The following is a 25,804-nucleotide window of genomic DNA, read 5'->3' as shown; positions in this document are numbered from 1 at the left end:
TTAGAATTAAACAATATGTGAAAAAAACAAGATTAGTCTATATCCAAGTTGTAGATGATTTCCCAGGCATCATCTATCAACAGGAAGATGTTGAAGTCCCTTTTCTCGTCATCGTAGACGTATTTCAGGGTAGTCAGTTCATTGCGTTTCAGGGTGACGTTCACATCTTTTGGGGTAAGGATGGGAGCTGTCCGCTCTGCTTTATCGTATAGGTTGATATGGACGGGAGATTGTAATTCTCCTATCGAAGGAGCCAAAATAGTGTACAGCACAACATCCGGAGCTGTATTCCAGGCGTCTTGCTTGCGCACGGTGATTGGATTGCTGTATTCGAACTTGTGGTTCACTCGTTCGTATATCTGTCCGATGCTGTTGTCTTCATAGAGTACGGTGGCGGGCAGGTCGACGATTTGAACCAACAGCTTTCCCGTGGTGCGTTGAAGGTCAAAGGAGTAGTGGACATGCTGGTCGTCATATACCAGTGTGTCATGTGCCAGGTAAATATCTTTTGCCTCTACCTGACTGGCGTGCAGGATGCTGGCAAGTGAATTGTCCGTCAACTGTGAGTTGTCCGTCAATCCGCCCCATACGGTCAGCACGTATTTGCCGAACGGCAGGCACTCGCAGAAAGTTACAGCATGTGTGGGGGCATTGTCAGTCACGTTGAAGACTCCCTGTTCTTCTACGATGTCGCCGGTTGCCGCATCGCGGAGCGTATAGTAGAGGGTGGGGACGTAGGCACGGAAGGCGAGGGATTCGCTCTTGCGTGTCTCCAACGGCACATTGTTGATATTGAAATAGTTCTTATCCTTCACGGAGAGTTCCACTTGCAGGGGCGGGCAAGGTTTCAGGTCGTCTCTGATGCAGGAAGACAACAGCGGAAAAGTGGCAATGAGAAGGCACTGGATGCTTCTTTTGGCAAACTTACGGATACGTAATCCGTATAGGGGAATATCGGCTTTCATGTCGGTACGGATGAGGTTAGAAGATAAAATAGGTCAGGGATATGGCTATCTTGGTAGGACCAAAATAGTTCTTGTGTTTCCGCTCGTAACATTTCTCGCAGGGCACTCGCGGGCTCTCTTTATACCACAGATGGGCATATCCGATACCGATGGCTGCTTCCAGGTTCCAGTGGGGAGACAGAATCCAGTCATATCCATAGGTGAAACCGCCGCCTGCAAGGTAACCGTCATATCTTTTGGAACTGAATCCGCCATAGTACTGTGCACCGTGAAGGTGCACTCCGATGAAGTGTCCGTTGAACTTTTCGCAGGTCCAATACTTGAATTCCGGCTGTACCAGCCAGAAATGCATTTTCTTGTCATCCTTGAACGTCCAGGGATTGTAAGCACCTACAACTTCGAAGGTTGTCTTGCTACTCAGGGAAAATTCAGCTCCAAGAGTTGGAGTTGTGGTCAGCCAGTAGAGCGTATTCGTTTTGATAGCTACATTCTGAGCCGTTAGAATTTGCCAGAATCCGATGGCGGATAGTAGCAGTGACAACATTCGTTTCATAGGCTTGCTTTGTTTTCGGAAGACAACAGAAGCTGATTTCCGTTTGTTTCGAAAATTTTGAGTTTTAATCTTCGTTAAGGAAACTATGGATAAGGATAAACATATTGTATTCGAATATTATTGTGTTCGGACACAAAACTAGTTGTCTTTGCCACTATTTTATCTCTCCGATAATCCGTTGATTTTAAATATGTATATGGAAAACTTTACGGTGAAATCAAGTTTATTATTAATTTATCAGCGAAGAATGCATTTTGCTGTGTAATTGTAATTGAAATATTCCTATTTTGGTACTTTTGTAGTTGTTATTGGTCTAACAAGTGTTATCGAACAACAAATAATGAAAAAGGATGAACAATCTCACGTATTTGTTTCTACATTTGCACCGTTGTTTATTTAACTATTTCTTTTGATGATAGTTTATTAGAAATAGAAAATAGATGAACAAAAGCTGAACTTAGCTGTTTATTATAATAGTGAAACAGGTAAAACGCGAAACGTTCCTTGTCATACTATTATTTTCAATAGGAATAGAGAAAGAATAATATAAATAAAGATTGCTTATGTCACAGATTATCGGACATATCTCGCAGGTTATCGGCCCTGTGGTCGATGTGTACTTTGAAGGTACGGATGCAGAACTGATACTGCCAAGTATCCATGATGCACTGGAGATAAAAAGGCCAAACGGCAAAATACTGGTTGTGGAAGTTCAGCAACATATCGGTGAGAATACGGTGCGTACCGTAGCAATGGACAGTACCGACGGACTTCAGCGAGGCATGAAGGTGTATCCCACCGGAGGCCCGATTACAATGCCAATCGGCGAACAGATTAAAGGCCGGTTGATGAATGTGGTCGGTGATTCTATCGACGGTATGAAAGACCTCGACCGCAAAGGTGCGTATTCCATCCACCGCGATCCCCCTAAATTTGAAGATTTGACAACTGTGCAGGAAGTGCTCTTCACAGGTATCAAGGTTATCGACCTGCTCGAACCGTATGCCAAAGGTGGTAAAATCGGTTTGTTCGGTGGTGCCGGTGTAGGGAAGACTGTATTGATTCAGGAACTTATCAACAATATCGCCAAGAAGCATAACGGATTTTCTGTATTCGCCGGAGTAGGTGAGCGTACCCGTGAAGGTAACGACTTGCTGCGCGAAATGATTGAATCGGGCGTTATCCGCTACGGTGAAGCATTCAAGGAAGGAATGGAGAAAGGTCACTGGGACCTCTCAAAAGTAGATTATAACGAACTGGAGAAATCGCAGGTATCACTGATATTCGGTCAGATGAACGAACCGCCGGGAGCACGTGCTTCCGTAGCATTGTCCGGACTGACGGTAGCGGAATCTTTCCGTGATGCCGGAAGCGAGGGCGAGAAACGCGATATCCTGTTCTTCATTGATAATATTTTCCGTTTCACGCAAGCCGGTTCGGAAGTATCTGCCCTTTTGGGACGTATGCCTTCCGCCGTTGGTTACCAACCGACACTGGCTACGGAAATGGGTGCGATGCAGGAACGTATCACGTCTACCCACAAAGGTTCTATCACCTCTGTGCAGGCTGTGTATGTGCCTGCCGACGACTTGACAGACCCGGCTCCCGCAACGACTTTCAGCCACTTGGACGCAACTACCGTGCTCGACCGTAAGATTACGGAGCTGGGTATCTATCCGGCTGTAGACCCGTTGGCTTCTACTTCCCGTATCCTCGACCCGCACATTGTAGGTCAGGAACATTATGACATAGCGCAGCGGGTGAAACAGATTCTGCAACGCAACAAGGAATTGCAGGATATTATCTCTATCCTCGGCATGGAGGAACTTTCGGAAGAGGACAAGATGGTAGTGAACCGCGCCCGCCGTGTGCAGCGTTTCCTTTCACAACCGTTTGCTGTAGCCGAACAGTTTACAGGCGTGCCGGGCGTGATGGTGACTATCGAAGATACGATTAAGGGATTCAAGATGATTTTGGATGGTGAAGTGGATTATCTTCCCGAACAAGCTTTCCTGAATGTCGGAACCATCGAGGAAGCGATAGAGAAAGGTAAGAAACTGCTGGAACAGGCAAAGAAATAAAAACATAGAGTGATGAAAGAACTGCATTTGAGTATAGTATCGCCCGAGAAGAGCATATTCGACGGAGATGTGAAGATTGTCACATTGCCGGGCACAATCGGGTCGTTCTCCATTCTTCCGGGGCATGCGCCCATCGTCTCGTCATTGAAAGCGGGTACGCTGAGTTACACGACACTGGAAGGAGAGGAGCATACAATGGATATTCAGGGTGGTTTTGTCGAAATGAGTGACGGGACGGTTTCTGCTTGTATTTCCTGACGGAAACGGGAACTTTTCACAGAAACCTCTCCGCATGGAGAAAGACATCACACAGAATTGAAAAAGACGAGATTAAATAAGTACAGAAGAAAGACACAGTGACATGGTGAACATTAGTAAAACGAAACGGAACTTTATCGGTTTGCATACTTTATTTGCAATCTTAAGCGCGGCAATTGGGGCAGTCATTTTACACTTTGCTCTGCCCGGGCATTATTTCGGAGGGTATCCGTTCATTCCGGTTTATTTCTATTTATTCGGTTTGTTTAGTATCTATATGTTCGATGCGTGCCGGCTACACGCTCCGCAGAGAATGTTACTGTTGTACTTGGCGATAAAGATGGTAAAGATGATTCTTTCTATTATCCTGGTCTTGATTTATTGCCTTGCCGTACGCGAAGAAGCCAAAGCGTTTCTGCTTACGTTTATCTCGTTCTATTTGATATATCTGATATTCGAAACCTGGTTCTTCTTCTCTTTTGAAGTGAACCGGAAACTGAAGAAGAAAAATAAGAAGAAAAATGAAACAGTTGCATAACATAGTAGCTCCGTTGGTTTTGTTCTGCCTAATGATGGCGGTCGGCTTGCCGGTTCTTGCACAGGAACAGGTGGGGGACGCGACTTCTCAAACGCAGGACGGGATTACTCTGAAAGAAGAAAAGGAGAACACGGTGGATGTGAAAGAAATCGTGTTCGGGCATATCGGCGACTCATACGAATGGCACATTACAACGTGGGGTAAGACGCAGATTATTATACCATTACCTATCATCGTTTATAGTGGTAGTACAGGTTGGCATGTGTTCCTTTCTTCCCGCCTCGAAGAGAATGGTGGTACGTATGAAGGACTCTCCATCGCTCCCGCAGGAAGTAAGTACGAAGGCAAATTGGTGGAATACAACGCGGCAGGCGAGCAGGTTCGCCCCTGGGATATTTCTATTACGAAAGTGACATTCGCTCTGCTGTTCAACAGCGTATTGCTGCTGGTTATCGTATTGAGCGTGGCACACTGGTACAGGAAACGTCCGCAAGGAGCCAAAGCGCCGGGTGGATTTATCGGATTTATGGAGATGTTCATCATGATGGTGAACGACGACATTATCAAGAGTTGCGTCGGCCCGAATTACCGGAAGTTTGCCCCGTATCTGCTGACAGCGTTCTTCTTTATCTTTATCAATAATATGATGGGATTGATTCCGCTCTTCCCCGGAGGTGCGAACGTGACGGGAAATATCGCTATTACCATGGTACTTGCAATATGTACGTTCCTGGCAGTGAATATCTTCGGAACGAAGCATTATTGGAAAGATATCTTTTGGCCGGATGTGCCTTGGTGGCTGAAAGTGCCGGTGCCGATGATGCCGTTCATCGAGTTCTTCGGAATCTTTACGAAACCGTTTGCCTTGATGATTCGTCTTTTCGCCAATATGCTGGCGGGACACATGGCGATGCTGGTGCTCACTTGTCTGATATTCATCTCGGCAAGCATGGGGCCTGCATTGAACGGCACGCTGACAGTGGCTTCCGTATTGTTCAACATCTTTATGAATGCGCTTGAACTGTTGGTTGCTTTCATCCAGGCTTACGTATTTACCATGTTGTCGGCAGTGTTTATCGGACTGGCACAGGAAGGAGCCAAGGTTAAAGCAGAAGAGAAATAAATAATAAACGAGAGAAAATATAAACCATTTTAAAACTGAAAATTATGATCCTATCAGTATTGTTACAAGCCACTGCAGCAGCAGTAGGAGTAAGTAAATTAGGTGCAGCTATCGGTGCAGGTCTTGCAGTAATCGGAGCTGGTTTGGGTATTGGTAAAATTGGTGGTTCGGCTATGGAAGCTATTGCACGCCAACCGGAAGCATCAGGTGATATCCGTATGAATATGATTATCGCGGCCGCCTTGATTGAAGGTGTGGCATTGTTGGCGGTAGTAGTTTGTCTGTTGGTATTCTTCCTTTAAGCCTATGTCATTACTATTACCTGATAGTGGCCTGTTGTTCTGGATGTTCCTCTCATTCGGGATTGTGTTCGTGATATTGGCAAAATACGGCTTCCCCGTCATCATCAAGATGGTGGAAGGCCGTAAGACCTATATCGACCAGTCTTTGGAGGTGGCGAGGGAAGCCAACGCCCAGTTGTCTAAGCTGAAAGAAGAAGGCGACGCGTTGGTGGCTGCCGCCAACAAAGAACAGGGACGCATCTTGAGGGAAGCAATGGAAGAACGTGACAAGATTGTTCACGAGGCCCGCAAACAAGCCGAGATAGCCGCACAAAAGGAACTGGATGCGGTGAAACAACAGATTCAGATTGAAAAGGACGAAGCTATCCGCGATATCCGTCGCCAGGTAGCTGTTCTTTCGGTTGACATCGCTGAGAAGGTGCTCCGCAAGAATCTTGCGGACAAAGATGCACAGATGGGCATGATTGACCGGATGCTGGATGAAGTATTAACCCCGAATAAGAACTAAGGAAGATGGAAGTCGGAATACTCTCAATGCGTTACGCAAAAGCGATGATTGAATACGCGCAGGAAAAAGGTTTGGAGGACAGGATATACCAGGAGTTTATGACTCTGGCCTATTGCTTCCGTGCCCAGCCCGGGTTGCGTGAAACGCTTGAAAACCCTGTCGTCACGACGAAGGAAAAATTGGCGCTGGTCTGTACCGCTGCCGATGGTGACGGTAAGTCAACGAGGGAGTTTGTCCGTTTCATCACTTTGGTATTGAGAAACAGGCGTGAGGGCTATCTGCAATTTATCAGCCTGATGTATATGGACCTTTACCGGAAACTGAAACACATCGGCACCGGCAGGCTGATTACGGCCGTGCCTGTCGATAAGGAGACGGAAAACCGGATTCGTTCCGCAGCTGCGCATATCCTGCACGCCCAAATGGAACTGGAGACAGTGGTAGACCCGTCTATCGAAGGTGGATTTGTCTTCGATATCAACGACTACCGCCTGGATGCAAGCGTTGCCACGCAGTTGAAGCGAGTGAAACAACAATTTATTGATAAGAATAGGAGAATTGTATAATGTCTGAAAATATAAGAGTAAGCGAAGTATCGGATATATTGCGCAAGCAGCTCGAAGGAATCAACGCCAATGTGCAACTTGACGAAATCGGTACGGTGCTCCAGGTGAGCGACGGCGTTGTCCGTATCTATGGACTGCGGAATGCCGAAGCGAATGAACTGCTTGAGTTCGACAATGGTATCAAAGCAATCGTGATGAACCTCGAAGAGGACAACGTGGGGGCTGTGCTACTGGGGCCGACGGACAGAATTAAAGAGGGATTCATCGTGAAGCGTACCAGGCGTATCGCCTCTATCCGTGTGGGAGAGGGGATGTTGGGACGTGTCATCGACCCGCTGGGCGAACCGCTCGACGGTAAAGGACTGATTGGCGGTGACCTGTATGATATGCCATTGGAGCGGAAAGCTCCGGGAGTTATCTTTCGTCAGCCGGTAAACCAGCCGTTGCAGACCGGATTGAAGGCTGTTGATGCCATGATTCCTATCGGCCGCGGACAGCGTGAGTTGATTATTGGTGACCGTCAGACAGGAAAGACCTCTATCGCGATTGACACGATTATCAACCAGCGTAATAACTTCCTGGCAGGTGACCCTGTATATTGTATCTATGTGGCTATCGGTCAGAAAGGTTCTACCGTTGCTTCTATCGTGAATACGCTTCGTGAGTACGGTGCGTTGGATTACACGATTGTAGTTGCCGCCACCGCCGGTGACCCGGCTGCATTGCAGTATTATGCACCGTTTGCGGGTGCTGCCATTGGTGAGTATTTCCGTGATACCGGTCGTCATGCGCTGGTTGTCTATGATGACCTTTCCAAGCAAGCGGTAGCTTATCGTGAAGTTTCTTTGATTCTTCGTCGTCCGTCGGGACGTGAAGCATACCCGGGTGATATTTTCTACCTGCACTCCCGTCTGTTGGAACGTGCGGCAAAGATTATCAGCCAGGAAGAAGTGGCACGCGAAATGAACGACTTGCCGGACAGCTTGAAAGACATTGTCAAAGGTGGTGGTTCTCTCACCGCATTGCCTATCATTGAAACGCAGGCAGGTGACGTCTCGGCCTATATCCCTACGAATGTGATTTCTATCACTGATGGACAGATATTCCTCGAAACTGACTTGTTTAACCAAGGTGTACGTCCCGCCATCAACGTCGGTATCTCTGTATCCCGTGTAGGTGGTAACGCGCAAATCAAGGCGATGAAGAAGGTTGCCGGAACATTGAAGATGGACCAGGCGCAATATCGCGAACTGGAAGCTTTCTCCAAGTTCAGCAGTGATATGGACCCGATTACCGCCCTGACTATCGACAAGGGACGCAAGAATGCCCAACTGTTGATTCAACCTCAATACAGCCCGATGCCCGTAGAGCAGCAGATTGCTATTCTCTATTGTGGTACGCACGGACTTCTCCGTAATGTCCCATTGGATAAGGTGCAGGACTTTGAACGCAGCTTCATCGAATCTCTGCAACTGAATCACCAGCAGGATGTATTGGATGTCTTAAAGACGGGTGTTATCGATGATAGTGTAACCAACGCCATTGAAGAGACTGCCGCTATGGTCGCCAAACAATACTTGTAGAAAATTGAAAATTGAGAATTGAGAATTAAAAAATAAATGCTCACAATCAGTGAGGTAGTTGACATAATCCTCTTTATTCTCCATCTTCCTGTTTTTTAATTTATAATTTTTAATTTAAAAAAGATGGCTTCACTGAAAGAAGTAAAAACCAGAATAAATTCGGTAAAAAGTACCCGAAAAATCACTTCAGCAATGAAGATGGTGGCTTCTGCCAAATTACACAAGGCACAAGGAGCCATTGAGAATATGCTTCCTTATCAGAGGAAGTTGAACAAGATTCTAACCAACTTCCTAAGCGCGGACCTTCCTGTTGAGTCTCCTTACGTGAAGGAACGCGAAGTGAAGCGTGTAGCAATTGTCGCCTTCTCTTCGAACACTTCTCTTTGTGGTGCTTTCAACGCCAATGTCATCAAAATGCTACTACAAACGATTGGCGAATACCGCACTTTGGGACAGGATAATATCTTGATTTTCCCGGTAGGTAAGAAAGTGGATGAAGCCGTAAAGCGTATGGGATTCCAACCGCAAGAAACTGCTCCCACGCTTTCTGACAAACCGACTTATCAGGAAGCTTCTGACTTAGCGCATCGCCTGATGGAAATGTATGTGTCCGGTGAAGTGGATCGCGTAGAAATCATCTATCACCACTTCAAATCAATGGGCTTACAGATTCTTCTTCGTGAAACGTACCTTCCCATCGACCTGACGCATGTCATAGATGAAGAGGAACTAAAGGATAAAGAGGAGGTGGAAGAACATGAAATAGCCAATGACTATATCATCGAACCGAATGCCGAAGAGCTGATTGCCAGCCTGATTCCAACGGTATTGAGCCAGAAATTGTTTACCGCAGCCGTTGATTCGAATACTTCTGAACATGCTGCGCGTACATTGGCGATGCAGGTAGCTACGGATAATGCAAATGAGCTGATTCAGGATTTGACAAAGCAATATAACAAGAGCCGTCAGCAGGCGATTACGAATGAGTTACTGGATATTGTGGGTGGTTCCATGAAGTAGATTCTAATAATCAATAATACAATTTTTTGATTCGGTATCCCATTTTTAAGCTTTGTCTTAAAAATGGGATATTTGTATATATATTTGCGTCATAAAATGTCTCGGGCATATGATGTATAGACAAAACAAACTCTAAAATATAGTATCGGAATTATGAAAATCAAGTATTTATTTAATTTTATCGTTGTTGCAATATTCATAGGTATGGCAACGGGATGTGGAGAGAAGGATTTATATGATCCTAATTATGGTAAAGAACCTGTAAAAGGTCCTGAAGAATATTTCGGATTCGAAACACGTGGAGATGTGTCGCTTAATGTGAATTATGCATTACCCGGATTTGCGGCTCTTATTGAAGTCTATGATATTGATCCGATGGAAATTGTGGGTAATACACCTGTAAAAAAACAAGGAGTGGAAGCTTTATTCAAGATTTACACGGATGAAAGCGGAAAGTTTAATGGAAAGATGAATATTCCTACCTCTGTAAAATCAGTATATCTGTATACTGAAAGCTGGGGGCTGCCGAGATGTATGTCGTTGGAAGTTAAGGATGGTATGGTTAATTTTAATATGGCAGATTTAGGGGCTTCTACTGTGAAAACAAAAAATAATACGCGGTATTATGATTTTCAGGGAACGGTTCCCTATGTTCTGAACAGAAATGCGAATCTGTATTCCTTATGTAAATGGGGAGAAGGAGGAAGCCTTAACAGTGAATATATGTCGCTTGAAACGCAAGTTGGCGATGAAACGGTTGGAAGTTTGACACAACGTTTAAAGAATTTCTTTAATCCTGATGGAATTCCTAATGTTGATAATATGCATTTAGTCACACAATCTGAGGTTACGAATATTACTGTGGCGCAAGATGGTACTGCATTGGACGTTGTCTTCCTTAATCGGGATGCAGAGTATAATAATTCGTTTGGATATTATTATTATAAAACATCCGAGGGAGCTAATATGTCAAATATGAAGAAATATATTGTATTCCCGAATGTTTCTTTCTCTGTATATGGAGGTCAATTGCCAATTTTGAAATGTGGTAGTAAAGTCCGTTTGCTTTATTTTGATGAGCAGGGTAATGCAAAAAAGGAATTTCCGGCAGGATATACGGTAGGATGGTTCATCTATGCTGATGGATATAATCAGAATAAGAACGAAATTGATACAAATAAACAAGTTGTATCAGGCTTCGCCAATCTTTTGGCTTCTAATCAGGTATCTGGGCAGCAGCGACCGAATAATTTTGTATCTGTAAAGGACGAGAAGAGCGGCAAGATTATCATTGGAGTAGAGGATGGGGCAAATAATAGCTATTGTGACCTCTTATTCTATGTAAATGCATCAAAAGATATTGAGAATCCCGTTGACAGGCCTGTTATAACTCCGGATGATGGGAATGAACCGGAAAAACCGGATGTAATTGAAACGAAGACCGGTACGCTGGCTTTTGAAGATATATGGCCTGACGGTGGAGATTATGATATGAATGACGTAATCGTAGAATATAATTGTGCCGTGTCTTTTGATAAAAAGAATCAGGTAACTAAAATTGTAGATACATTTACTCCTGTACATGATGGTGCGGTGTTTGCGAATGCTTTTGCTTATCAGATAGATAAGGGACAATTCGGCAAAATAACTTCTTCTGCTACTACGGAAGGAATACGTACAGAAACGGAAACGTCTTCTATTATTGTCTGTTCGAATGTGAAACAAGCTGCCAGGAAGGCATACACTGTAACCCGTGAATTTGCAAGTGGTTCTTTCAATAAGAAAGATTTTAAGTCATATAATCCTTATATTATCGTGAAGTATGCCGAAGGACAGAGAAGTCGTACGGAAGTTCATCTTCCCAAGCATGAGGCGACATCTTTTGCGGATTTGTCCTTGATAGGTTCCGGCAAAGATGCTTATTATGTTGATAAGGCAGGAGCCTATCCGTTTGCTATTGATATTCCAATAGTGAATTTTATTCCAGTTACAGAAAAATCCAGTATTGATACCGAGTATCCTTATTTTAAGGCTTGGGCAGATTCAAAAGGAAAGGAATATACGGATTGGTACAAGAGTTATAAGAAGTAACTTTTGCGACACATAACACAATATTTGCTGTTCTAATTAAATCTATCGTCCCGGTTGTTTTCAGGAGAGAAACAGCCGGGACTTTTTATATCAGATTGTCACCTGCCGACTTTTATTGGAAAAGTTTACTGCTTTTATTTCAATCTCTGTATAGTTTTCTGTACCTTTGCCAAAAATAACAAACTTTCATGGAAAATAATCCTGAACTGCAACTTGCTTGGCAGTTCATTGAAAATACAGGCACACACCTGTTTCTTACCGGAAAAGCCGGAACCGGAAAAACTACATTTTTAAGACGATTGAGAGAGCATACCCCCAAACGCATGGTCGTATTGGCTCCTACGGGTATTGCGGCTATTAACGCTGGGGGAGTGACAATTCATTCTTTTTTCCAGTTATCTTTTGCACCGTTCGTGCCGGATACAACTCTTAACTCGGCACAGATACACTACCGTTTTAATAAAGAGAAACGTAACATCATTCGGAGCATGGATTTGCTTGTCATTGATGAAATCAGTATGGTACGTGCGGATTTGCTGGATGCGGTGGATGCTACTTTGCGGCGTTATCGTGACCGTGAGAAACCATTCGGCGGGGTACAGTTGTTGATGATTGGAGATTTGCAGCAGTTGGCGCCCGTTGTGAAAGACAGCGAGTGGGAGATGCTGCGGCATTATTACGAAACGCCCTATTTCTTTGCCAGCCGTGCGCTGAGGGAAACCACCTATATGACGATTGAACTGGAAAAGGTATATCGTCAAAGTGATACTTTTTTTCTTTCCCTGTTGAATAAGATACGGGAGAATAAGGCGGATGATGAAGTCTTGAATGAGTTGAATAAACGCTATCAACAGGGTTTTCAGCCTCTCAAAGAAGAAGGATATATTCGTTTGACGACACATAATTATCAGGCACAGCAGGTCAATGACCGTGAACTGGCATCTTTGCCCGGAAAGGCTTACAGTTTTCGTGCTGAGGTGAAAGACGAATTCCCCGAATATTCTTATCCTGCGGATGAAATTCTCACTGTCAAGGAGGGAGCGCAAATCATGTTCCTCAAGAATGATGTTTCTTCAGAAAAACGGTATTATAACGGTATGATTGGAGAGGTGGTGACTGTTAACGAAACGGGCATGTTTGTACGTGGAAAGGATAGCGAACATGAGTTTCAACTGTTGCAGGAAGAATGGGGGAATTATAAATACGTATTGAACGAAGAGACGAAAGAAATAACAGAGCAGATAGCGGGAGTATTTCGTCAGTATCCCATTCGACTGGCTTGGGCTATTACAATTCATAAGAGCCAGGGACTGACATTTGAACGCGCTATTATTGATGCACGTAGTTCTTTTGCACATGGGCAGACGTACGTAGCTTTAAGCCGATGCAAGACTTTGGAAGGAATGGTATTGGAATCTCCTTTGCGCCGGGAAGCTATCATTAGCGACAGTGTTGTCGATAACTTCACAAAGGCAGTGGAGCAGAATAAACCGGGAAGCAAGCAGTTGAATGATATGCAGAAGGCTTATTTCTTTGATTTGTTGAGCGATTTGTTTAACTTCTATTCTATCGACCAGGCTTATAAGCGGCTGCTCCGCATGATGGATGAAGACCTTTACAGACTCTTTCCAAAGCAACTTGCCGATTACAAGGCATTGGAATCCCATATCAAGGAAAAGATAGTGGAAGTTGCCCATCGTTTCCGCAACCAATATACCCGGTTGATGAATGAAAGTGAAGATTATGCCGGAAATCAGGAGTTGCAGGAACGTATCCGTTCCGGTGCCGGATATTTTCGTAAAGAGTTGGAACCGGTTCGTGCCTTGTTTGATAAGACAAATATGCCTCTTGACAATAGGGAACTGAGGAAACAATTGAATGAACGTCTGCAAACACTGGATGATGCGTTGTGGATTAAAGAATCTTTATTGGACATCATATGTACGTCAAGTTTCACCGTTTCTGACTATCTGAAGCAGAAAGCGAAAGTAATGTTAAGCCTCGAAGGAGATTCTTCAACTTCTGCTTCGTCTTCCAAAGCTCCGAGAGAGAGAAAAGAACGGAAAGAACGTGCGGCAAGCAGTCGTTCCGGGAAGGTGAAAGTGGATGTTCCTACGGATATTATGCATCCCGAGCTTTATCGTGCTTTGGCGGAATGGAGAACAGAAAAGACGCGTGAAGCCAATCTGCCTGCTTATGTCATTATGCAGCAGAAAGCATTGATGGGAATTGTGAACCTATTGCCAGATACTCCGCAAGCTTTGGAAGCTGTGCCTTATTTCGGAGTGAAAGGCGTGGAGAAATACGGACTTGAAATTTTGGGGATTGTTCGTAAGTATATGAAAGAAAACCAACTGGAACGACCGAAAATCAAGGAGATATTTATTTCGGAGAAGGAACATAAGAAAGATAAGAAAAAGGAAGAGAAAAAAGAACCCAAGAAAGAAACGAAACTGGTGAGCTATGAAATGTTCTGTCAGGGGATGGGCATAGAGGAGATTGCCAAAGCGCGTGATTTGGTGACGGGGACGATTGCTACGCATTTGGAGCATTATGTTCGTGAGGGAAAGATAAAGCTGGAGCAAGTGGTGTCGGCAGAAAAGATAGAAAAAATAGAGAAGATTCGCCGGCAGCAGCAAAAGTCCGGACATTCCGGAGTGGTGGATGTGAAAGTGGCATTAGGAGACGAGGTCTCCTATGCCGATATAAAGTTTGTATTCGCAGCCAACGACGTCCAACGTTGATTCCTTTAGAGATTACAGAAAAAAGAAACGAATACCGGGACGCTCATATCAATGAGGATACCATGCAAGATGGCGATAGGAATCATTTCTTTTCCCGAATATCTGCTGATAGAAGGCAATAGTACATCCATGGAATTGACTCCCGCCGCAGAGATGGGAGCCAATTTCCCGAAGTACTTCTTGATGAGCGGAGTTCCGAGAAGTGCCATCATTTCACGGAAGATATTAGTCAGCAAGGCGATTGTTCCCAGTTCAGTAGCCAGTTGCAAGCCGATAGACGGCTCTTTGAACTGGGTGATGAGGATAGAGGAAAGCGAGTAATAAGCAAATCCGCTTCCCACTGCCATGCAGTCGAATACACTCCATTGGCTTAACAATATGCTTGCCAGGGCAGAGAACAACAATGTACCGATAATAGTGCCCAACGGAATCAGCAACATCTTGGGGTGCAGATGTGAGATGATAGCTTTCAGATTCTTGTTGGAACCGATACTGATACCTACTTGTAGCATCAGCGCGTACAATATGTACATGGAAATGGTGTGTGTATCAAATTGGAACTTATTGAAAAGTCCCATGACACAGCCTACGCAAAAGAATAATATAACAATCAGACTTCCTTTCATTGTTTACCTCCTTTCTTGAAAAATAGTTGTAATACTAAGCGGGCAGCAATCAGGCTTCCCAATACACCGGATGAAGCAAGAATAACAGCTTGCCATCCGAACTTTCCGAGATTGTTCACAATCAGACTGTTAGAGCCGATAGACACACCGAGAATAAAGAGTAACAAGAATATTGTAAGAGAAATTGTCTTTTCTGTCTTTTGCAGAATACTCCAGTTACGCAATACATAACCGATGCCGATTCCTAAGAACATAGTAGATATAATAGAGAACATATTGTATATATTTTTGGTTAGGTTAAACGAATAATTAGATTACACACTGCATATTTCCAAAAAAGATGATGCATCTTGTTGAAAATCAAGTAGGAATACTGCTTATGAGTAACAAAATAAGTCGATAGGCAGTTCCTTTAAAAAAAGGATGGGTGAATTTAGATGAATCCGCTGAACCAATGCACATGCACGCAACTAGAGTTGCAGAAGGAAGGTATCCCTGCAAGAGTCGGAGAAGCGTTATGTAATTGTAATATTTGATTCATCACTGGTCTTTTTTTTATTTTGGTGCAAAGATAAGTCTTTATTGCATATTTTCAAAATAAATATGCAATAAAGATAGATTCTTGAAAGGTTGAAGCTGGAAAATACTGTTGTAATAAGTTGGTAATGTGTTCTTTCCTTTATAGAAGTTTCCAATCAAAAAGAACCTTTTTTAGTTTTCGTGGTTCGTATCCAAGTATCGTTTTAGCTTTTTCAATACTCATTCCGCTGAAACGGGGGCGGGGAGTGGCTTCTTTCATCTCTTCCGTAGTGGCAGGACGGATAAGCGAACGGTCGAGATTCATACAGTCTGCTACCTGGTAAGCAATCTCGGCGATAGTCATACATTCATCCCCACAGATATGGAATATTCCGTTGGTCGTATTTTCTATCAGGAGTTGTATTCCGTTTGATACGTCTCCGACATAAGTTGGGGTTCGCCATTGATTGGATACAACGCGAATCTCTTGTCCGGCTTTCAAACGGTTCATCACTAATAGGACGATATTTCCATGTTGACCTGGCAATGCCTTGCCATAGACGATTTCTACACGTGCTATTGCGTAGTTGCTACAAATCCTGGCAACCTTTTCTTCGCCTTTCCATTTGGTAAATCCGTAATAATTAACGGGAGCAGGAACGTCTTCTTCCGTATATAATTGTCCGGTATGCTCATTCATCCTTCCGTCAAAGACGAAATCGGTAGATAGATGGATGAAGCGGCTTTTGTATTCTTCACAGAGATGTGCCAGTTGCTCTACTGCCGTAACATTGGTAAGACAGGCTTCTTCGTGGTGTGTCTCGCAATAATCGGGGACGGACAGAGCAGAACAGTTGACGACTACATCGGGATGAACTTCTTTGAAAAGGTCTTTCACAGCCGCCACGTCCCGTATATCAGTTTCAATGAAATGATAGTTTCCGGCCTTGTCCGGAGTTGGAAAAATATCCGGGTGCAGGGAGCATCCGGTGACGTTATATTGTTTATGAATAGACAAATCATTCAATAACTGGCGTCCGGTAAACCCGTTAGCGCCGATAATCAGTATATTTTTCATGAATCCTTTTATAAGAAATTAGGGGCTGTTATTTTTGATATATCCACAAAAGTAGAAAATAAATTCTATTGCGCAAATAGATTTCGTACTTCCCTTTTTACTTTGCACCCGATAACAAGATTTACATGAATTGATAAAAGAAAAAAGTATGGAAAAAGTAATTATGGGAACACGTGTACCCGCCAAGCTGTGGTTGAGTGAAGTAGAAGAATCCTGTCTGTCGCAAATCCGCGATTTGACTTCACTTCCTTTCGCATTCAGGCATATTGCTATTATGCCCGATGCCCATGCGGGAAAAGGAATGCCCATTGGCGGTGTGCTAGCTACGAAAGGTGTGATTGTTCCCAATGCTGTGGGAGTGGATATCGGATGCGGAATGTGTGCGATTAAGACAAATCGTAAAGCAGAGGATTTCAATTATACGGACTTGACTTCCATTATGTCGAAGATTCGTAAAGTTATTCCTTTGGGATTCGACCATCAGAATAAGAAGCAGGATAAAGAACTGCTTCCTCAAGGATTTGATTTAGAAGAAATGCCGATTGTGAAGAATCAGTACGAAGCCTGTTTGAAGCAGATAGGTACGTTGGGCGGTGGTAATCACTTTATAGAGATTCAGAAAGATACGGATACTTCCGATGTGTGGGTGATGATTCATTCGGGAAGCCGAAATGTCGGTCTGAAGGTTGCCAATCATTATAATAAGATAGCGCAATACTGGAACGAGAAATGGTACTCTGAAATGATACCGGGATTGGCTTACCTGCCTATGGAGACACAGATGGCAAAAGATTATTTCCATGAAATGAATTTCTGTGTGGCTTTTGCCTTTGCCAACCGTCAGTTGATGATGACACGTATCTGTGAATCCATTCAAGCGGTGAAGCCGGATACGGACTTCGAGCCGATGATTAATATTGCCCATAACTATGCAGCCTGGGAAAATCATTTCGACCAGAATGTAATTGTACACCGAAAAGGAGCGACGCGGGCTTATGAAGGCGAGATTGGTATTATTCCCGGTTCTATGGGTACTAAGTCTTATATTGTCGAAGGTTTGGGTAATCCGGAGAGTTTCAAGAGTTGCTCGCACGGTGCAGGTCGGTTGATGGGAAGAAAAGATGCCTGCCGTCGTTTGTCACTGGAAGAAGAAACGGAACGAATGAATCAACAAGGTATCATTCACGGACTGCGTACACAGGATGGTCTTGACGAAGCACCGGGAGCTTATAAAGATATCGATCAAGTGATAGCCAATGAACGGGATTTGGTAAAACCATTGGTGGAACTGGCTCCGATGGCAGTGATTAAAGGATAATGGCTGCTATATACGAAGGAACCGATAGAATAGAGTTGGAGTATGGACATAAAAAAAGGAGCAACGCCTTGCTCCAACCTTTGTTAACCTTAAATCTAATACTATGAAAAACACATTGCAAAGGTACGTACTTTTGCGACATCTGCAAATAATCCAAGAAAAAAAGTATGTTTTATAACATTGATTAAGACTTTGTTTTCTCGATTCAATTTTTATTAAGAGATTTTGCCGGAAGTCGCCAAAGTGATGGTATTTATTCTGACAGTTTCCTGTCTCTTCAATGTGTAGCGGCATACCAGGCTGTTTCTTTCTTCCTGGCAGCTTCCGTACTGGTACTCGGGTCGGAAATAGTAATCCCCGAGAAAGTATCTATTTTTATTTTTTTTCCGCCTCCGCTCATTGTATAGTAATAATCTGTATTTCTTTTGAATGGAACAGTCCTGTCCAACTGTTCTTTAAATTGAGCTAATAATCCCTGGTCAGGACACAACTTTGAAACATAGTCCCAGCAATCGAAGAATATAACAGGCGAATAGCCGTCCAGTCTTTGCAAAGAACCGACTAATGTCGGGTCAAATGTATATTGGCTATTAATGTCTTTCATTATGGTTGCCAGATTTCCCAATTCTGAGCAATCAGTAACAGCAAGCGTACCGCATGGCATTGTTGTATAATTTGAATAAAAAGAATGGAATCCTTCACAAATCTTCTCGTAATTGACTTTGCCTATTAAATACTCTCCAATCTCTGCATAAGGCATTCCATACGCCATAACTTCACTGGTAGATGCAATTAAATGCTCCGTTACATCCTTGAGATCGTAAGCTACCTCTACACCCGACATATAGCAATCATCAAAAAGTATATATTCCATTTTCAGGCCGACACGGGTTATTCCTTCGGCAAGCGTAGTTATATCCGTCTGATATTCGGGAGACAGTCCGCCGAATAAACGTGTCATAGGTACATTTTCATATTCCCAATGTCTCTTGGTTGCACTGAATCTACTGCGGGATTGAGTATTGGATACAGGAATCCATCCCAGTCCGTGACACCCGATAATCATTGCATATCGTTTGGCAGGAGCATAGGTTTCAACATCATTCAGAATAGCGGCAATGCCATCTGCTGTTGTATATGAAGGACTTGGATACTTATAATTTTTATAAGTCTTTCGTACTTCCTTTCCGTCCTCATAGACAAGCTCGAAAAGGGAAGCTTCTGTCGCTTTGGTACACATGAACACGATAATCCGTTCATTCTTCAGTATATTCCTTGCAACGACTTTTCTCAGATCGGTAATATTCTGTTTGAAGTTACTTGTAAGGTTAGTAGACCAGGGAAGATACATGAATACGGTTTGTTCATTATTCGGACGTATAATCGGGTCACTAGTTTCAAAATCCGTCAAGTCGTCGACCGGTGGATCTGTTTGTCTTGTACTCGGGGGAGTGGAAACCGGTTCTTCTTTCTCACACGAACTCATGCTGAAGGAAAGAAGTAGTATGAAGATAACTGATTGTATCAGTCGAAAATATTTGTGAGTTGTCTCCATGATTCTATGGGGATTAAATTTTTCTTTTTATATATAACGTAAAAAGAGAACTTTTTGATTTTCCTTATCAAGAGAAAAATTAGCTTTAGTACCTCTCTCTTTTGCAAAGTTACTGAAAATTAGGGGAATTCTCACTATTGGGCATAAAAAAAGGAGCAACGCCTTGCTCCAACCTTTGTTAACCTTAAATCTAATACTATGAAAAACACATTGCAAAGGTACGCACTTTTGCGAAATCTGCAAATAATCCAAGAAAAAAAGTATGTTTCATAATATAGATTAAGAATTTGATATTTCAATTCAAATTTTATTAAGACTTTTTTCTCGTTTCGCAATGCTTTAATAATACTTTATTGGGGATGGGAATCCCCGTTTGATAAACATCATCAATTGGGTACTCTGAATTCATTGGGCGAACAGCCTGTGATTTTTTTGAACAGACGGCTGAAATAATGTGAATTAGAGAATCCCAGTTCCTCTGCAATCTGATTAAGTGGTTTATCGGTATTCTGCAACCAGTCTTTTGCAATCTCGAAACGTTTGAACTGGATATACTCATTGAACGATTTCCCTGTTTCATATATCAGCAGGTCATTGAGATATGCAGGTGATAAATGAAGGAACTTAGCGCAATATTCATAGGAAAGCATACCGATTGACTGAATAGCTTTCGTACTGATATGAGTATCTAGCAGACGATTAAATTCTTTGATAATCTTCTTATTAGCTTCATTGCGTGTGATGAACTGCCGTTCGTAGAAACGGATGCAATAATCCAGCAACAGCTCAATGTATTTTGAAATGATTTTCTTGCTATGCCGGTCGATGCAGCGTTGGAGTTCTTGATTGATCTTCTCCAGAAACTCCAGAATAATCTGTTTTTCACGTTGCGAGATATGCAGCGCTTCTTCGGGAAGATAAGAGAAGAACGTATAATTGTGTATGTTAAGCCCCAGAGGGGTACCGCAAATCAAGTCGGGATGAAAAGCCAGTATCCATCCTTTGGAAGGGAATCTCTTGTTATTCTCTTTCATGCTGATTGATTCTCCCGGAGCCAGACATACGAGGGTTCCGTCCGAGAAATCATAGCACTGATGTCCGTATGTATAAGCTTCGCATTTACATTCGCTCAACAGAAGTGTATAAAATCCGAATTTAATGTCCGTATGTGGAGATAAGTCCGCCATTGAGAGGTCAATGACACTGACCAGCGGGTGCAGTGTCTTGCTTCCCAGGCAACAATTACATTGATGCACGGTTCCTATCTTGAGTATTTTATCTCCCATGACGTTAACGTTCTCCTGTATCTATTATATACGTCTTAATTCAGTTGCTTATATTCATTCGGGGTATGTCCGACATGTTTCTTAAAGAGCCGGCTGAAATGTTGGGGATACTGGAATCCCAGTTCATAGGCTATCTGGCTGACCGTTTGCGTACCTTCTAATATCCGCTCTTTGGCAAGTTCAATGATTCTGCATTGGATATACTCCTGTGCAGTCTTACCCGTCTCCTTTTTTATCAGGTCACCAAAGTAATTGGGAGAAAGACATACCTTGTCCGCAAAGTATTTTACGGAAGGCAGCCCTTCGGTCATCGCCGCCTGCCCTTGGAAATATTCATCCAGCAAATGCTCGAACCTTACGATAATATCTTTATTTGCCTGGTTGCGGGTGATAAACTGCCGTTCATAGAAACGCATACAGTAATCGAGTAACAGTTCGATGTTGCGCACGATAAGCTGCTTGCTATGTTTGTCGATAGCATGTTCCAGTTCGATTTGTATCTTATGTATGCAGTCCGTTACGATTTCCTTTTCCTGGTCGGACAAGTGCAAGGCTTCGCTTACCTCATAAGAAAAGAAAGAATAATTCTTGATATTCTGTCCCAGAGAAGTTCCCCGGATTAAGTCAGGATGGAACAAGACACCGATAGATTGGGTACGTACTGGTGCCTGCTTCCGGTTATCTATTCCGATTACTTGTCCCGGAGCCATACAAACCACCGTCCCTTCCTGATAATCATAATATTTACGACCATACTTTAGGTCCCCGCATTTTGCGTCTTTCAGGAACAGAGAGTAGAATCCGATGTTCATGTGATAGTATTCCACTGTTTTTGTTGCTTTTGAAAAGTCAATCACATTGACCAAAGGGTGCAAAGTCTCCAGTCCGAACAGTTGGTCGTACTGGTCAATAGTTTCAATTCTGGTAATTTCATCCATACGGCTTACAGTTTTATCTGAAGGCAAAGATAAAACATTTCAGAACATCTTCCCTATATCCCATTTGCAAATCAGTAATATAGGTACAAGATTCAGTAATTTATATACAACCTTGGCAGTGAATGGCAGAATTAATATCTTTGTTCCAAGAATTTAAATACCAACTTTTATGAAAGCATTATTCATTGGTGGAACGGGTACGATTAGTACCGACGTCGTTGCGTTGGCGCAACAGAGAGGGTGGGAGATTACCCTTCTCAATCGTGGTTCGAAAAAGGTGCCTGAAGGAACCCGCAGTATCATTGCAGATATAAATGACGAAGAAGCCGTGGCAAAAGCCATTGCAAATGAAAATTACGATGTAGTTGCCCAGTTCATTGGCTATACGGCAGAAGACGTTCAGCGTGATATCCGCCTGTTTCGGAATAAGACAAAGCAATATATCTTTATCAGCAGCGCCTCTGCTTATCAGAAACCATTGGCTGATTATCGCATAACGGAAAGCACTCCTTTATCGAATCCCTATTGGCAATATTCACGAAATAAGATAGAAGCGGAAGAAGTGTTGATGTCCGCTTATCGGGCAGATGGATTTCCGGTAACTATTGTCCGTCCCAGCCACACCTATAACGGCACAAAACCGCCTGTCTGTGTGCATGGAAGTAAGGGTAACTGGCAAATTTTGAAACGTATCCTCGACGGGAAACCTGTGATTATTCCCGGTGACGGGACTTCTCTGTGGACATTGACACACTCCAAGGACTTTGCCAAAGGATATGTAGGATTGATGGCGAATCCTCACGCCATAGGAAATGCCTTTCATATCACTACCGATGAAAGTATGACTTGGAATCAGATTTACCAAACGATTGCCGATGCATTGGGAAAACCTTTGAACGCATTGCACATCCCTTCCGATTTCCTCGCCAGACATGGAGAAAACTACGATTTTAAAGGCGAACTCTTAGGAGACAAAGCCTCTACTGTTGTTTTTGACAATTCGAAGATAAAGAGACTTGTCCCGGATTTTGTCTGTAATATATCAATGGCGGACGGTTTGCGGCAAGCCGTGCAATTTATGCTTGCTCATCCCGAAACTCAGACACCCGATTTGGAATTTGACTCATGGTGTGACCGTATCGCTGATTCGATGCGTGTGGCGGACGAAGCCTTTTTAAAGAACTCGCGTTGATTTCAGCATAGAATTTATCAGCAGCAGATTAGTAGGGGACATTGCGCCCCTGCTGCACTTCAATCCGTATCCCGAAATTGCCATTAGCGGATTTGAGCTCGAATGCTCCCCGGAAATTATTCTTTTCCCAAGGCATAGCGCTCCGGTTAGGCACTCTCCAGCCGTCTTTATCATAATCTCCATATGTATTAATTCTCATTCCGTTTTTCAACTTGAAAGACCCCATCTGCATGAACTGCGGAGAAGACGACAGCCCCCAACCGTATCCGAAACCGGAGAAATAAGAGGAAGAAAATGCATCCGTAAATCCTTGTGAGTAGGTGGCGTCCGTATTCAAACGGAATATCTGGTTGTAATCTTTGCTCATATCCGGCATGCTCAAATCAAACTTAGGCAGTTGCGGAGCAGTGACATTCATTAATCCCATATCCAGCAAAAAGCCGCCAAATTCCTTGATATTAGCCGAAGGAGCACGACGGATACTATCAGAAGGAATTTCCGACTGTGCGGATGCAAAACCGACCGACAATATCAACGAAAGAAATAGAATCAGTTTTTTCATCTTCGTAAAGGTTGATTTACGACAAAGATAGAATATTTCAGCCTGACTATCCGCTTTCGTTATATTTTCTTAGAGAAAAACTTATTAAGACAAGTCGGCATCATCCATATGCAGATTTAAGTAGCAATTAACTTATAACCGATTCCCCGCACATTGATGATACGGATTTGCTCGTCCTGTGATAATTTATGCCGCAATTTGGTGATAAACACATGCAGGCTCCGTGAATTGAAAAAACTGTCGTCTCCCCAAAGTTCGAGCAGTACATCTTGTGTATTGACCACTTGGTTTTTATTCTCGCAAAGCCGTTTCAGAATTTCCGATTCACGATGCGAGAGTTCCTGCTTCATCCCGGCATGCATCAAAGTCTGAGTAATAGGATCGAACAGATAACTTCCTATTTCAAAGCGGTTGGAAGTCTTGTTTTCCGTGAATAAGAACGCCTTTCCCAGCAATGCTTTGATGCGGATAATCAACTCCTGCATGCCGAAAGGCTTTTTCAGATAATCATTCGCACCGAGTTCGAATCCTTCCACCACATCATTGATGCCCGAACGCGCCGTCAGAAACAGGACAGGGGTTTGTTTGTCCGTCTGACGGATACGGCGAACCATTTCGAACCCGTCCATTTTCGGCATCATCACGTCGGCAACGAGCACGTCCGGACGCAGTTCAAAGAAAAGACGTAATCCCTCTTCACCGTCACCAGCCGTATAGATGATAAAACCACTTTCTTCGAGTGTATCTTTGATAATCATGGCGAGCGTCAGTTCATCCTCTACCAATAATACTGTGATATCATTTTTGCTCATGATTTTGCAAGTTTATAAAGTAATCGTGAATGTACTTCCTTTGCCCGGCTCACTCTTCACTGTGATAGTCCCCCCGTGCTTCTCAACCATGCTCTTCACATAAAAAAGTCCCAATCCATACCCTTTTACGTTGTGAAGATTCCCGGTCGGAACCCGATAGAATTTATCGAATATATGTTTTTGCTTCTCAAAAGGAATACCAATTCCCCGGTCGGCAACGCTGATAATAACCGTTTTTCCTGTCTGTCGGCAGGAAATGGTAAGCTCCGCCTGCTCCTTCGAATAATTCACGGCATTGTCTATCAAGTTGCTGATGATATTACCGAAATGCGTACGGTCGGCAACGATGGTTAGCGTTTCCGGTTCAATCTCCAGTTGTATATTCACGGGCTTGTCCGCTTTTAACTGATGCTGTTCCATCAGCGGAGTTATCACCCCCTTCAATTCAATTTCTTCAGGATGTAGTCGGAAAGTCTTACGGCGTTCCATGCTCATGGATAAAATCTGTTCGACCAGTCCGCTTAATCTTTGCAGTTGTTCCTGGCTGATGCGGAGATATTGCTCACGCTTGCTTTTCTCATCCGCCTGGTTGAAGTTGAGCAAAGCATCGTTAGCAGCGTAAGCCACGGCAATCGGCGTCTTTAACTCGTGCGTGATATTATTGGTAAAATCACTTTTCATTTCATCCAGCGTCTTCTGTTTTAAGAGCGTACGAATAAGAAACCAAAATGAAAATCCGAGGATAAGCAGGATAATAAATGAAGTAACCAGAATCCCCGTCATTTGTTTCCATATTATTGCGCCAACCGGTTCGATAATCAGTTGATAGCGTTGGCTTCGATGTCTGTTGAACTCATAATCGTAACGGATTGCTTTTGGACTGGGGATATAACTACTATCTCCCGCTATGCCTAATGTATCTGTGAATGTTACGGTAGAATCTGCATCGCTTCCGGTATAAATCAATAAGGTACGATGAGGAACGGAAAGATTATGTTCCTCTAATACCACCATAAGCAGACTGTCATATCGTTGCAGATTGACATCTATATAAGTGTCTACTCCCGAATGAATCCCCTGCTGGATGCTGACCAGCAAATCCTTCAAAGAATCCTGTTTCTTCAATAACACATCGAGCCCGCTCTCACTGGACGCGACGGCTTCTGCTATCGCGCCATCACCGGTGGCGGTCTTTAGCGTATCCACCATTGTTTCCGTGCGCGAATGTAGCGTATCTTGATAAGTACTGTCCGTATAAGAAATAGTCTGGCTTGTCACCAATGAGTTACCATCCGCCCCATATCCTGCGGAAACAGTCACCGAACCATGTTCCACATTATCTTTCTGCAATTCATTCACCCGAAGCACTATCTCATTGAAATCACTCGTACGCATGGCATCCCTAATATTGCTTTCCATTTCCTGTTTCATCGTACGATAAAGCCCTGTCAACCAATAAGCCTGGTAAACGAAGATTCCGGTTAGCGAGCAGATAACCAGTATGACAATATGTTTCAACGGCAGTTTCATATGCACAAAGATAATGGTAAACTCTAATTTTTCTTCTCTTTGATAAGACTAAATAA

General features: G+C 43.4%; 24 protein-coding genes. 13 read left to right on the top strand and 11 right to left on the bottom strand.

The window, feature by feature from the left end:
* Positions 1-32: 32 nt before the first annotated feature.
* Both BacF7301_RS19265 and BacF7301_RS19260 read right to left on the bottom strand, forming a co-directional pair.
* On the bottom strand, positions 33-965 hold the full coding sequence (locus tag BacF7301_RS19265) for a hypothetical protein (RefSeq protein ID WP_167965379.1): 933 nt from the start codon (positions 963-965) through the stop codon (positions 33-35).
* A gap of 16 nt (positions 966-981) precedes the next feature.
* Entirely contained in the window at positions 982-1,518 is a 537-nt protein-coding gene (locus BacF7301_RS19260) for a DUF3575 domain-containing protein (RefSeq protein WP_167965377.1), read from the bottom strand.
* 563 nt (positions 1,519-2,081) lie between these two features.
* On the opposite strand from BacF7301_RS19260, the gene atpD reads away from it, so the two are divergent.
* The 11 genes from atpD to BacF7301_RS19205 all read left to right on the top strand — a co-directional run bounded on the left by atpD (position 2,082) and on the right by BacF7301_RS19205 (position 14,332).
* Complete coding sequence (atpD, locus tag BacF7301_RS19255; protein ID WP_167965375.1) at positions 2,082-3,599, top strand: F0F1 ATP synthase subunit beta; 1,518 nt, start codon at positions 2,082-2,084, stop codon at positions 3,597-3,599.
* 12 nt (positions 3,600-3,611) lie between these two features.
* A complete protein-coding gene (gene atpC, locus BacF7301_RS19250; protein WP_022137275.1) occupies positions 3,612-3,857 on the top strand; it encodes an ATP synthase F1 subunit epsilon in 246 nt (81 codons plus the stop codon).
* A 103-nt stretch (positions 3,858-3,960) separates the two neighbouring features.
* A complete protein-coding gene (locus BacF7301_RS19245) occupies positions 3,961-4,395 on the top strand; it encodes a hypothetical protein (protein ID WP_167965373.1) in 435 nt (144 codons plus the stop codon).
* Positions 4,379-5,518 (top strand): F0F1 ATP synthase subunit A, encoded by a 1,140-nt coding sequence (gene atpB / locus BacF7301_RS19240; protein WP_167965371.1) that lies wholly within the window; start codon positions 4,379-4,381, stop codon positions 5,516-5,518. Before BacF7301_RS19245 ends, atpB begins: the two co-directional genes overlap by 17 nt.
* Positions 5,519-5,562: 44 nt before the next feature.
* Complete coding sequence (gene atpE, locus BacF7301_RS19235; protein ID WP_024988623.1) at positions 5,563-5,820, top strand: ATP synthase F0 subunit C; 258 nt, start codon at positions 5,563-5,565, stop codon at positions 5,818-5,820.
* 4 nt (positions 5,821-5,824) lie between these two features.
* Complete coding sequence (gene atpF, locus BacF7301_RS19230; RefSeq protein WP_167965369.1) at positions 5,825-6,328, top strand: F0F1 ATP synthase subunit B; 504 nt, start codon at positions 5,825-5,827, stop codon at positions 6,326-6,328.
* A gap of 5 nt (positions 6,329-6,333) precedes the next feature.
* On the top strand, positions 6,334-6,894 hold the full coding sequence (locus BacF7301_RS19225) for a F0F1 ATP synthase subunit delta (RefSeq protein ID WP_167965367.1): 561 nt from the start codon (positions 6,334-6,336) through the stop codon (positions 6,892-6,894).
* Positions 6,894-8,477 carry a F0F1 ATP synthase subunit alpha gene (atpA, locus tag BacF7301_RS19220; protein ID WP_167965365.1) on the top strand — a complete coding sequence of 528 codons (1,584 nt, stop codon included), beginning with the start codon at positions 6,894-6,896 and terminating at the stop codon, positions 8,475-8,477. Before BacF7301_RS19225 ends, atpA begins: the two co-directional genes overlap by 1 nt.
* 123 nt (positions 8,478-8,600) lie before the next feature.
* Positions 8,601-9,497 (top strand): F0F1 ATP synthase subunit gamma, encoded by an 897-nt coding sequence (locus tag BacF7301_RS19215; RefSeq protein WP_167965363.1) that lies wholly within the window; start codon positions 8,601-8,603, stop codon positions 9,495-9,497.
* A 153-nt stretch (positions 9,498-9,650) separates the two neighbouring features.
* Positions 9,651-11,588, top strand: coding sequence for an LruC domain-containing protein (locus BacF7301_RS19210; protein ID WP_167965361.1), 1,938 nt, complete (start codon positions 9,651-9,653; stop codon positions 11,586-11,588).
* A gap of 188 nt (positions 11,589-11,776) precedes the next feature.
* Entirely contained in the window at positions 11,777-14,332 is a 2,556-nt protein-coding gene (locus tag BacF7301_RS19205; RefSeq protein ID WP_167965359.1) for a helix-turn-helix domain-containing protein, read from the top strand.
* Positions 14,333-14,337: 5 nt separating this feature from the next.
* Here the strand turns inward: BacF7301_RS19205 and BacF7301_RS19200 are convergent, their stop codons facing one another.
* The 3 genes from BacF7301_RS19200 to BacF7301_RS19190 form a co-directional block, all read right to left on the bottom strand.
* Positions 14,338-14,958, bottom strand: coding sequence for a LysO family transporter (locus tag BacF7301_RS19200; RefSeq protein WP_167965357.1), 621 nt, complete (start codon positions 14,956-14,958; stop codon positions 14,338-14,340).
* Positions 14,955-15,233: a LysO family transporter gene (locus BacF7301_RS19195; protein WP_022138007.1), complete on the bottom strand. Its 279-nt coding sequence runs from the start codon at positions 15,231-15,233 to the stop codon at positions 14,955-14,957. Before BacF7301_RS19195 ends, BacF7301_RS19200 begins: the two co-directional genes overlap by 4 nt.
* Before the next feature lie 404 nt (positions 15,234-15,637).
* Positions 15,638-16,555 (bottom strand): SDR family oxidoreductase, encoded by a 918-nt coding sequence (locus tag BacF7301_RS19190; RefSeq protein WP_167965355.1) that lies wholly within the window; start codon positions 16,553-16,555, stop codon positions 15,638-15,640.
* 148 nt (positions 16,556-16,703) lie between these two features.
* Here BacF7301_RS19190 and BacF7301_RS19185 point away from each other — a divergent pair, with 148 nt between their 5' ends.
* A complete protein-coding gene (locus BacF7301_RS19185) occupies positions 16,704-17,873 on the top strand; it encodes an RtcB family protein (RefSeq protein ID WP_167965353.1) in 1,170 nt (389 codons plus the stop codon).
* A 277-nt stretch (positions 17,874-18,150) separates the two neighbouring features.
* Here BacF7301_RS19185 and BacF7301_RS19180 read toward each other — a convergent pair whose 3' ends face one another.
* The 3 genes from BacF7301_RS19180 to BacF7301_RS19170 all read right to left on the bottom strand — a co-directional run bounded on the left by BacF7301_RS19180 (position 18,151) and on the right by BacF7301_RS19170 (position 21,652).
* On the bottom strand, positions 18,151-19,428 hold the full coding sequence (locus tag BacF7301_RS19180; protein ID WP_167965351.1) for a clostripain-related cysteine peptidase: 1,278 nt from the start codon (positions 19,426-19,428) through the stop codon (positions 18,151-18,153).
* A 386-nt stretch (positions 19,429-19,814) separates the two neighbouring features.
* Positions 19,815-20,714: a helix-turn-helix domain-containing protein gene (locus BacF7301_RS19175; RefSeq protein ID WP_167965349.1), complete on the bottom strand. Its 900-nt coding sequence runs from the start codon at positions 20,712-20,714 to the stop codon at positions 19,815-19,817.
* A gap of 35 nt (positions 20,715-20,749) precedes the next feature.
* Positions 20,750-21,652, bottom strand: a complete 903-nt coding sequence (locus BacF7301_RS19170; RefSeq protein ID WP_167965347.1) for a helix-turn-helix domain-containing protein — start codon at positions 21,650-21,652, stop codon at positions 20,750-20,752.
* Between the two features lie 169 nt (positions 21,653-21,821).
* Between BacF7301_RS19170 and BacF7301_RS19165 the strand changes: the two genes are divergently transcribed.
* Positions 21,822-22,844 carry an SDR family oxidoreductase gene (locus BacF7301_RS19165; RefSeq protein WP_167965345.1) on the top strand — a complete coding sequence of 341 codons (1,023 nt, stop codon included), beginning with the start codon at positions 21,822-21,824 and terminating at the stop codon, positions 22,842-22,844.
* Between the two features lie 28 nt (positions 22,845-22,872).
* Here the strand turns inward: BacF7301_RS19165 and BacF7301_RS19160 are convergent, their stop codons facing one another.
* From BacF7301_RS19160 to BacF7301_RS19150, 3 genes are all read right to left on the bottom strand, one after another.
* On the bottom strand, positions 22,873-23,406 hold the full coding sequence (locus BacF7301_RS19160) for an occludin (protein WP_167965343.1): 534 nt from the start codon (positions 23,404-23,406) through the stop codon (positions 22,873-22,875).
* A gap of 116 nt (positions 23,407-23,522) precedes the next feature.
* Positions 23,523-24,218: a response regulator transcription factor gene (locus tag BacF7301_RS19155; protein ID WP_167965341.1), complete on the bottom strand. Its 696-nt coding sequence runs from the start codon at positions 24,216-24,218 to the stop codon at positions 23,523-23,525.
* A 12-nt stretch (positions 24,219-24,230) separates the two neighbouring features.
* Entirely contained in the window at positions 24,231-25,748 is a 1,518-nt protein-coding gene (locus tag BacF7301_RS19150) for a sensor histidine kinase (RefSeq protein ID WP_167965339.1), read from the bottom strand.
* Positions 25,749-25,804 lie beyond the last annotated feature (56 nt).

The sequence above is a fragment of the Bacteroides faecium genome (assembly GCF_012113595.1).
Lineage (GTDB): Bacteria > Bacteroidota > Bacteroidia > Bacteroidales > Bacteroidaceae > Bacteroides > Bacteroides faecium.
The sequence above is the reverse complement of the archived record's forward strand: the minus strand, read 5'-3'. Positions and strand labels throughout refer to the sequence as shown.

What these genes read in the sequence shown, in the direction of transcription:
- BacF7301_RS19265 (WP_167965379.1), bottom strand. Translation starts at nt 965, where the DNA reads ATGAAAGCCGATATTCCCCTATACGGATTACGTATCCGTAAGTTTGCC.
- BacF7301_RS19215 (WP_167965363.1), top strand. Translation starts at nt 8,601, where the DNA reads ATGGCTTCACTGAAAGAAGTAAAAACCAGAATAAATTCGGTAAAAAGT.
- BacF7301_RS19205 (WP_167965359.1), top strand. Translation starts at nt 11,777, where the DNA reads ATGGAAAATAATCCTGAACTGCAACTTGCTTGGCAGTTCATTGAAAAT.
- BacF7301_RS19170 (WP_167965347.1), bottom strand. Translation starts at nt 21,652, where the DNA reads ATGGATGAAATTACCAGAATTGAAACTATTGACCAGTACGACCAACTG.
- atpF (WP_167965369.1), top strand. Translation starts at nt 5,825, where the DNA reads ATGTCATTACTATTACCTGATAGTGGCCTGTTGTTCTGGATGTTCCTC.
- BacF7301_RS19150 (WP_167965339.1), bottom strand. Translation starts at nt 25,748, where the DNA reads ATGAAACTGCCGTTGAAACATATTGTCATACTGGTTATCTGCTCGCTA.
- BacF7301_RS19190 (WP_167965355.1), bottom strand. Translation starts at nt 16,555, where the DNA reads ATGAAAAATATACTGATTATCGGCGCTAACGGGTTTACCGGACGCCAG.
- atpC (WP_022137275.1), top strand. Translation starts at nt 3,612, where the DNA reads ATGAAAGAACTGCATTTGAGTATAGTATCGCCCGAGAAGAGCATATTC.
- BacF7301_RS19165 (WP_167965345.1), top strand. Translation starts at nt 21,822, where the DNA reads ATGAAAGCATTATTCATTGGTGGAACGGGTACGATTAGTACCGACGTC.
- BacF7301_RS19155 (WP_167965341.1), bottom strand. Translation starts at nt 24,218, where the DNA reads ATGAGCAAAAATGATATCACAGTATTATTGGTAGAGGATGAACTGACG.
- BacF7301_RS19200 (WP_167965357.1), bottom strand. Translation starts at nt 14,958, where the DNA reads ATGAAAGGAAGTCTGATTGTTATATTATTCTTTTGCGTAGGCTGTGTC.
- atpB (WP_167965371.1), top strand. Translation starts at nt 4,379, where the DNA reads ATGAAACAGTTGCATAACATAGTAGCTCCGTTGGTTTTGTTCTGCCTA.
- BacF7301_RS19160 (WP_167965343.1), bottom strand. Translation starts at nt 23,406, where the DNA reads ATGAAAAAACTGATTCTATTTCTTTCGTTGATATTGTCGGTCGGTTTT.
- atpD (WP_167965375.1), top strand. Translation starts at nt 2,082, where the DNA reads ATGTCACAGATTATCGGACATATCTCGCAGGTTATCGGCCCTGTGGTC.
- atpE (WP_024988623.1), top strand. Translation starts at nt 5,563, where the DNA reads ATGATCCTATCAGTATTGTTACAAGCCACTGCAGCAGCAGTAGGAGTA.
- BacF7301_RS19210 (WP_167965361.1), top strand. Translation starts at nt 9,651, where the DNA reads ATGAAAATCAAGTATTTATTTAATTTTATCGTTGTTGCAATATTCATA.
- BacF7301_RS19185 (WP_167965353.1), top strand. Translation starts at nt 16,704, where the DNA reads ATGGAAAAAGTAATTATGGGAACACGTGTACCCGCCAAGCTGTGGTTG.
- BacF7301_RS19195 (WP_022138007.1), bottom strand. Translation starts at nt 15,233, where the DNA reads ATGTTCTCTATTATATCTACTATGTTCTTAGGAATCGGCATCGGTTAT.
- BacF7301_RS19225 (WP_167965367.1), top strand. Translation starts at nt 6,334, where the DNA reads ATGGAAGTCGGAATACTCTCAATGCGTTACGCAAAAGCGATGATTGAA.
- BacF7301_RS19260 (WP_167965377.1), bottom strand. Translation starts at nt 1,518, where the DNA reads ATGAAACGAATGTTGTCACTGCTACTATCCGCCATCGGATTCTGGCAA.
- BacF7301_RS19175 (WP_167965349.1), bottom strand. Translation starts at nt 20,714, where the DNA reads ATGGGAGATAAAATACTCAAGATAGGAACCGTGCATCAATGTAATTGT.
- BacF7301_RS19245 (WP_167965373.1), top strand. Translation starts at nt 3,961, where the DNA reads ATGGTGAACATTAGTAAAACGAAACGGAACTTTATCGGTTTGCATACT.
- atpA (WP_167965365.1), top strand. Translation starts at nt 6,894, where the DNA reads ATGTCTGAAAATATAAGAGTAAGCGAAGTATCGGATATATTGCGCAAG.
- BacF7301_RS19180 (WP_167965351.1), bottom strand. Translation starts at nt 19,428, where the DNA reads ATGGAGACAACTCACAAATATTTTCGACTGATACAATCAGTTATCTTC.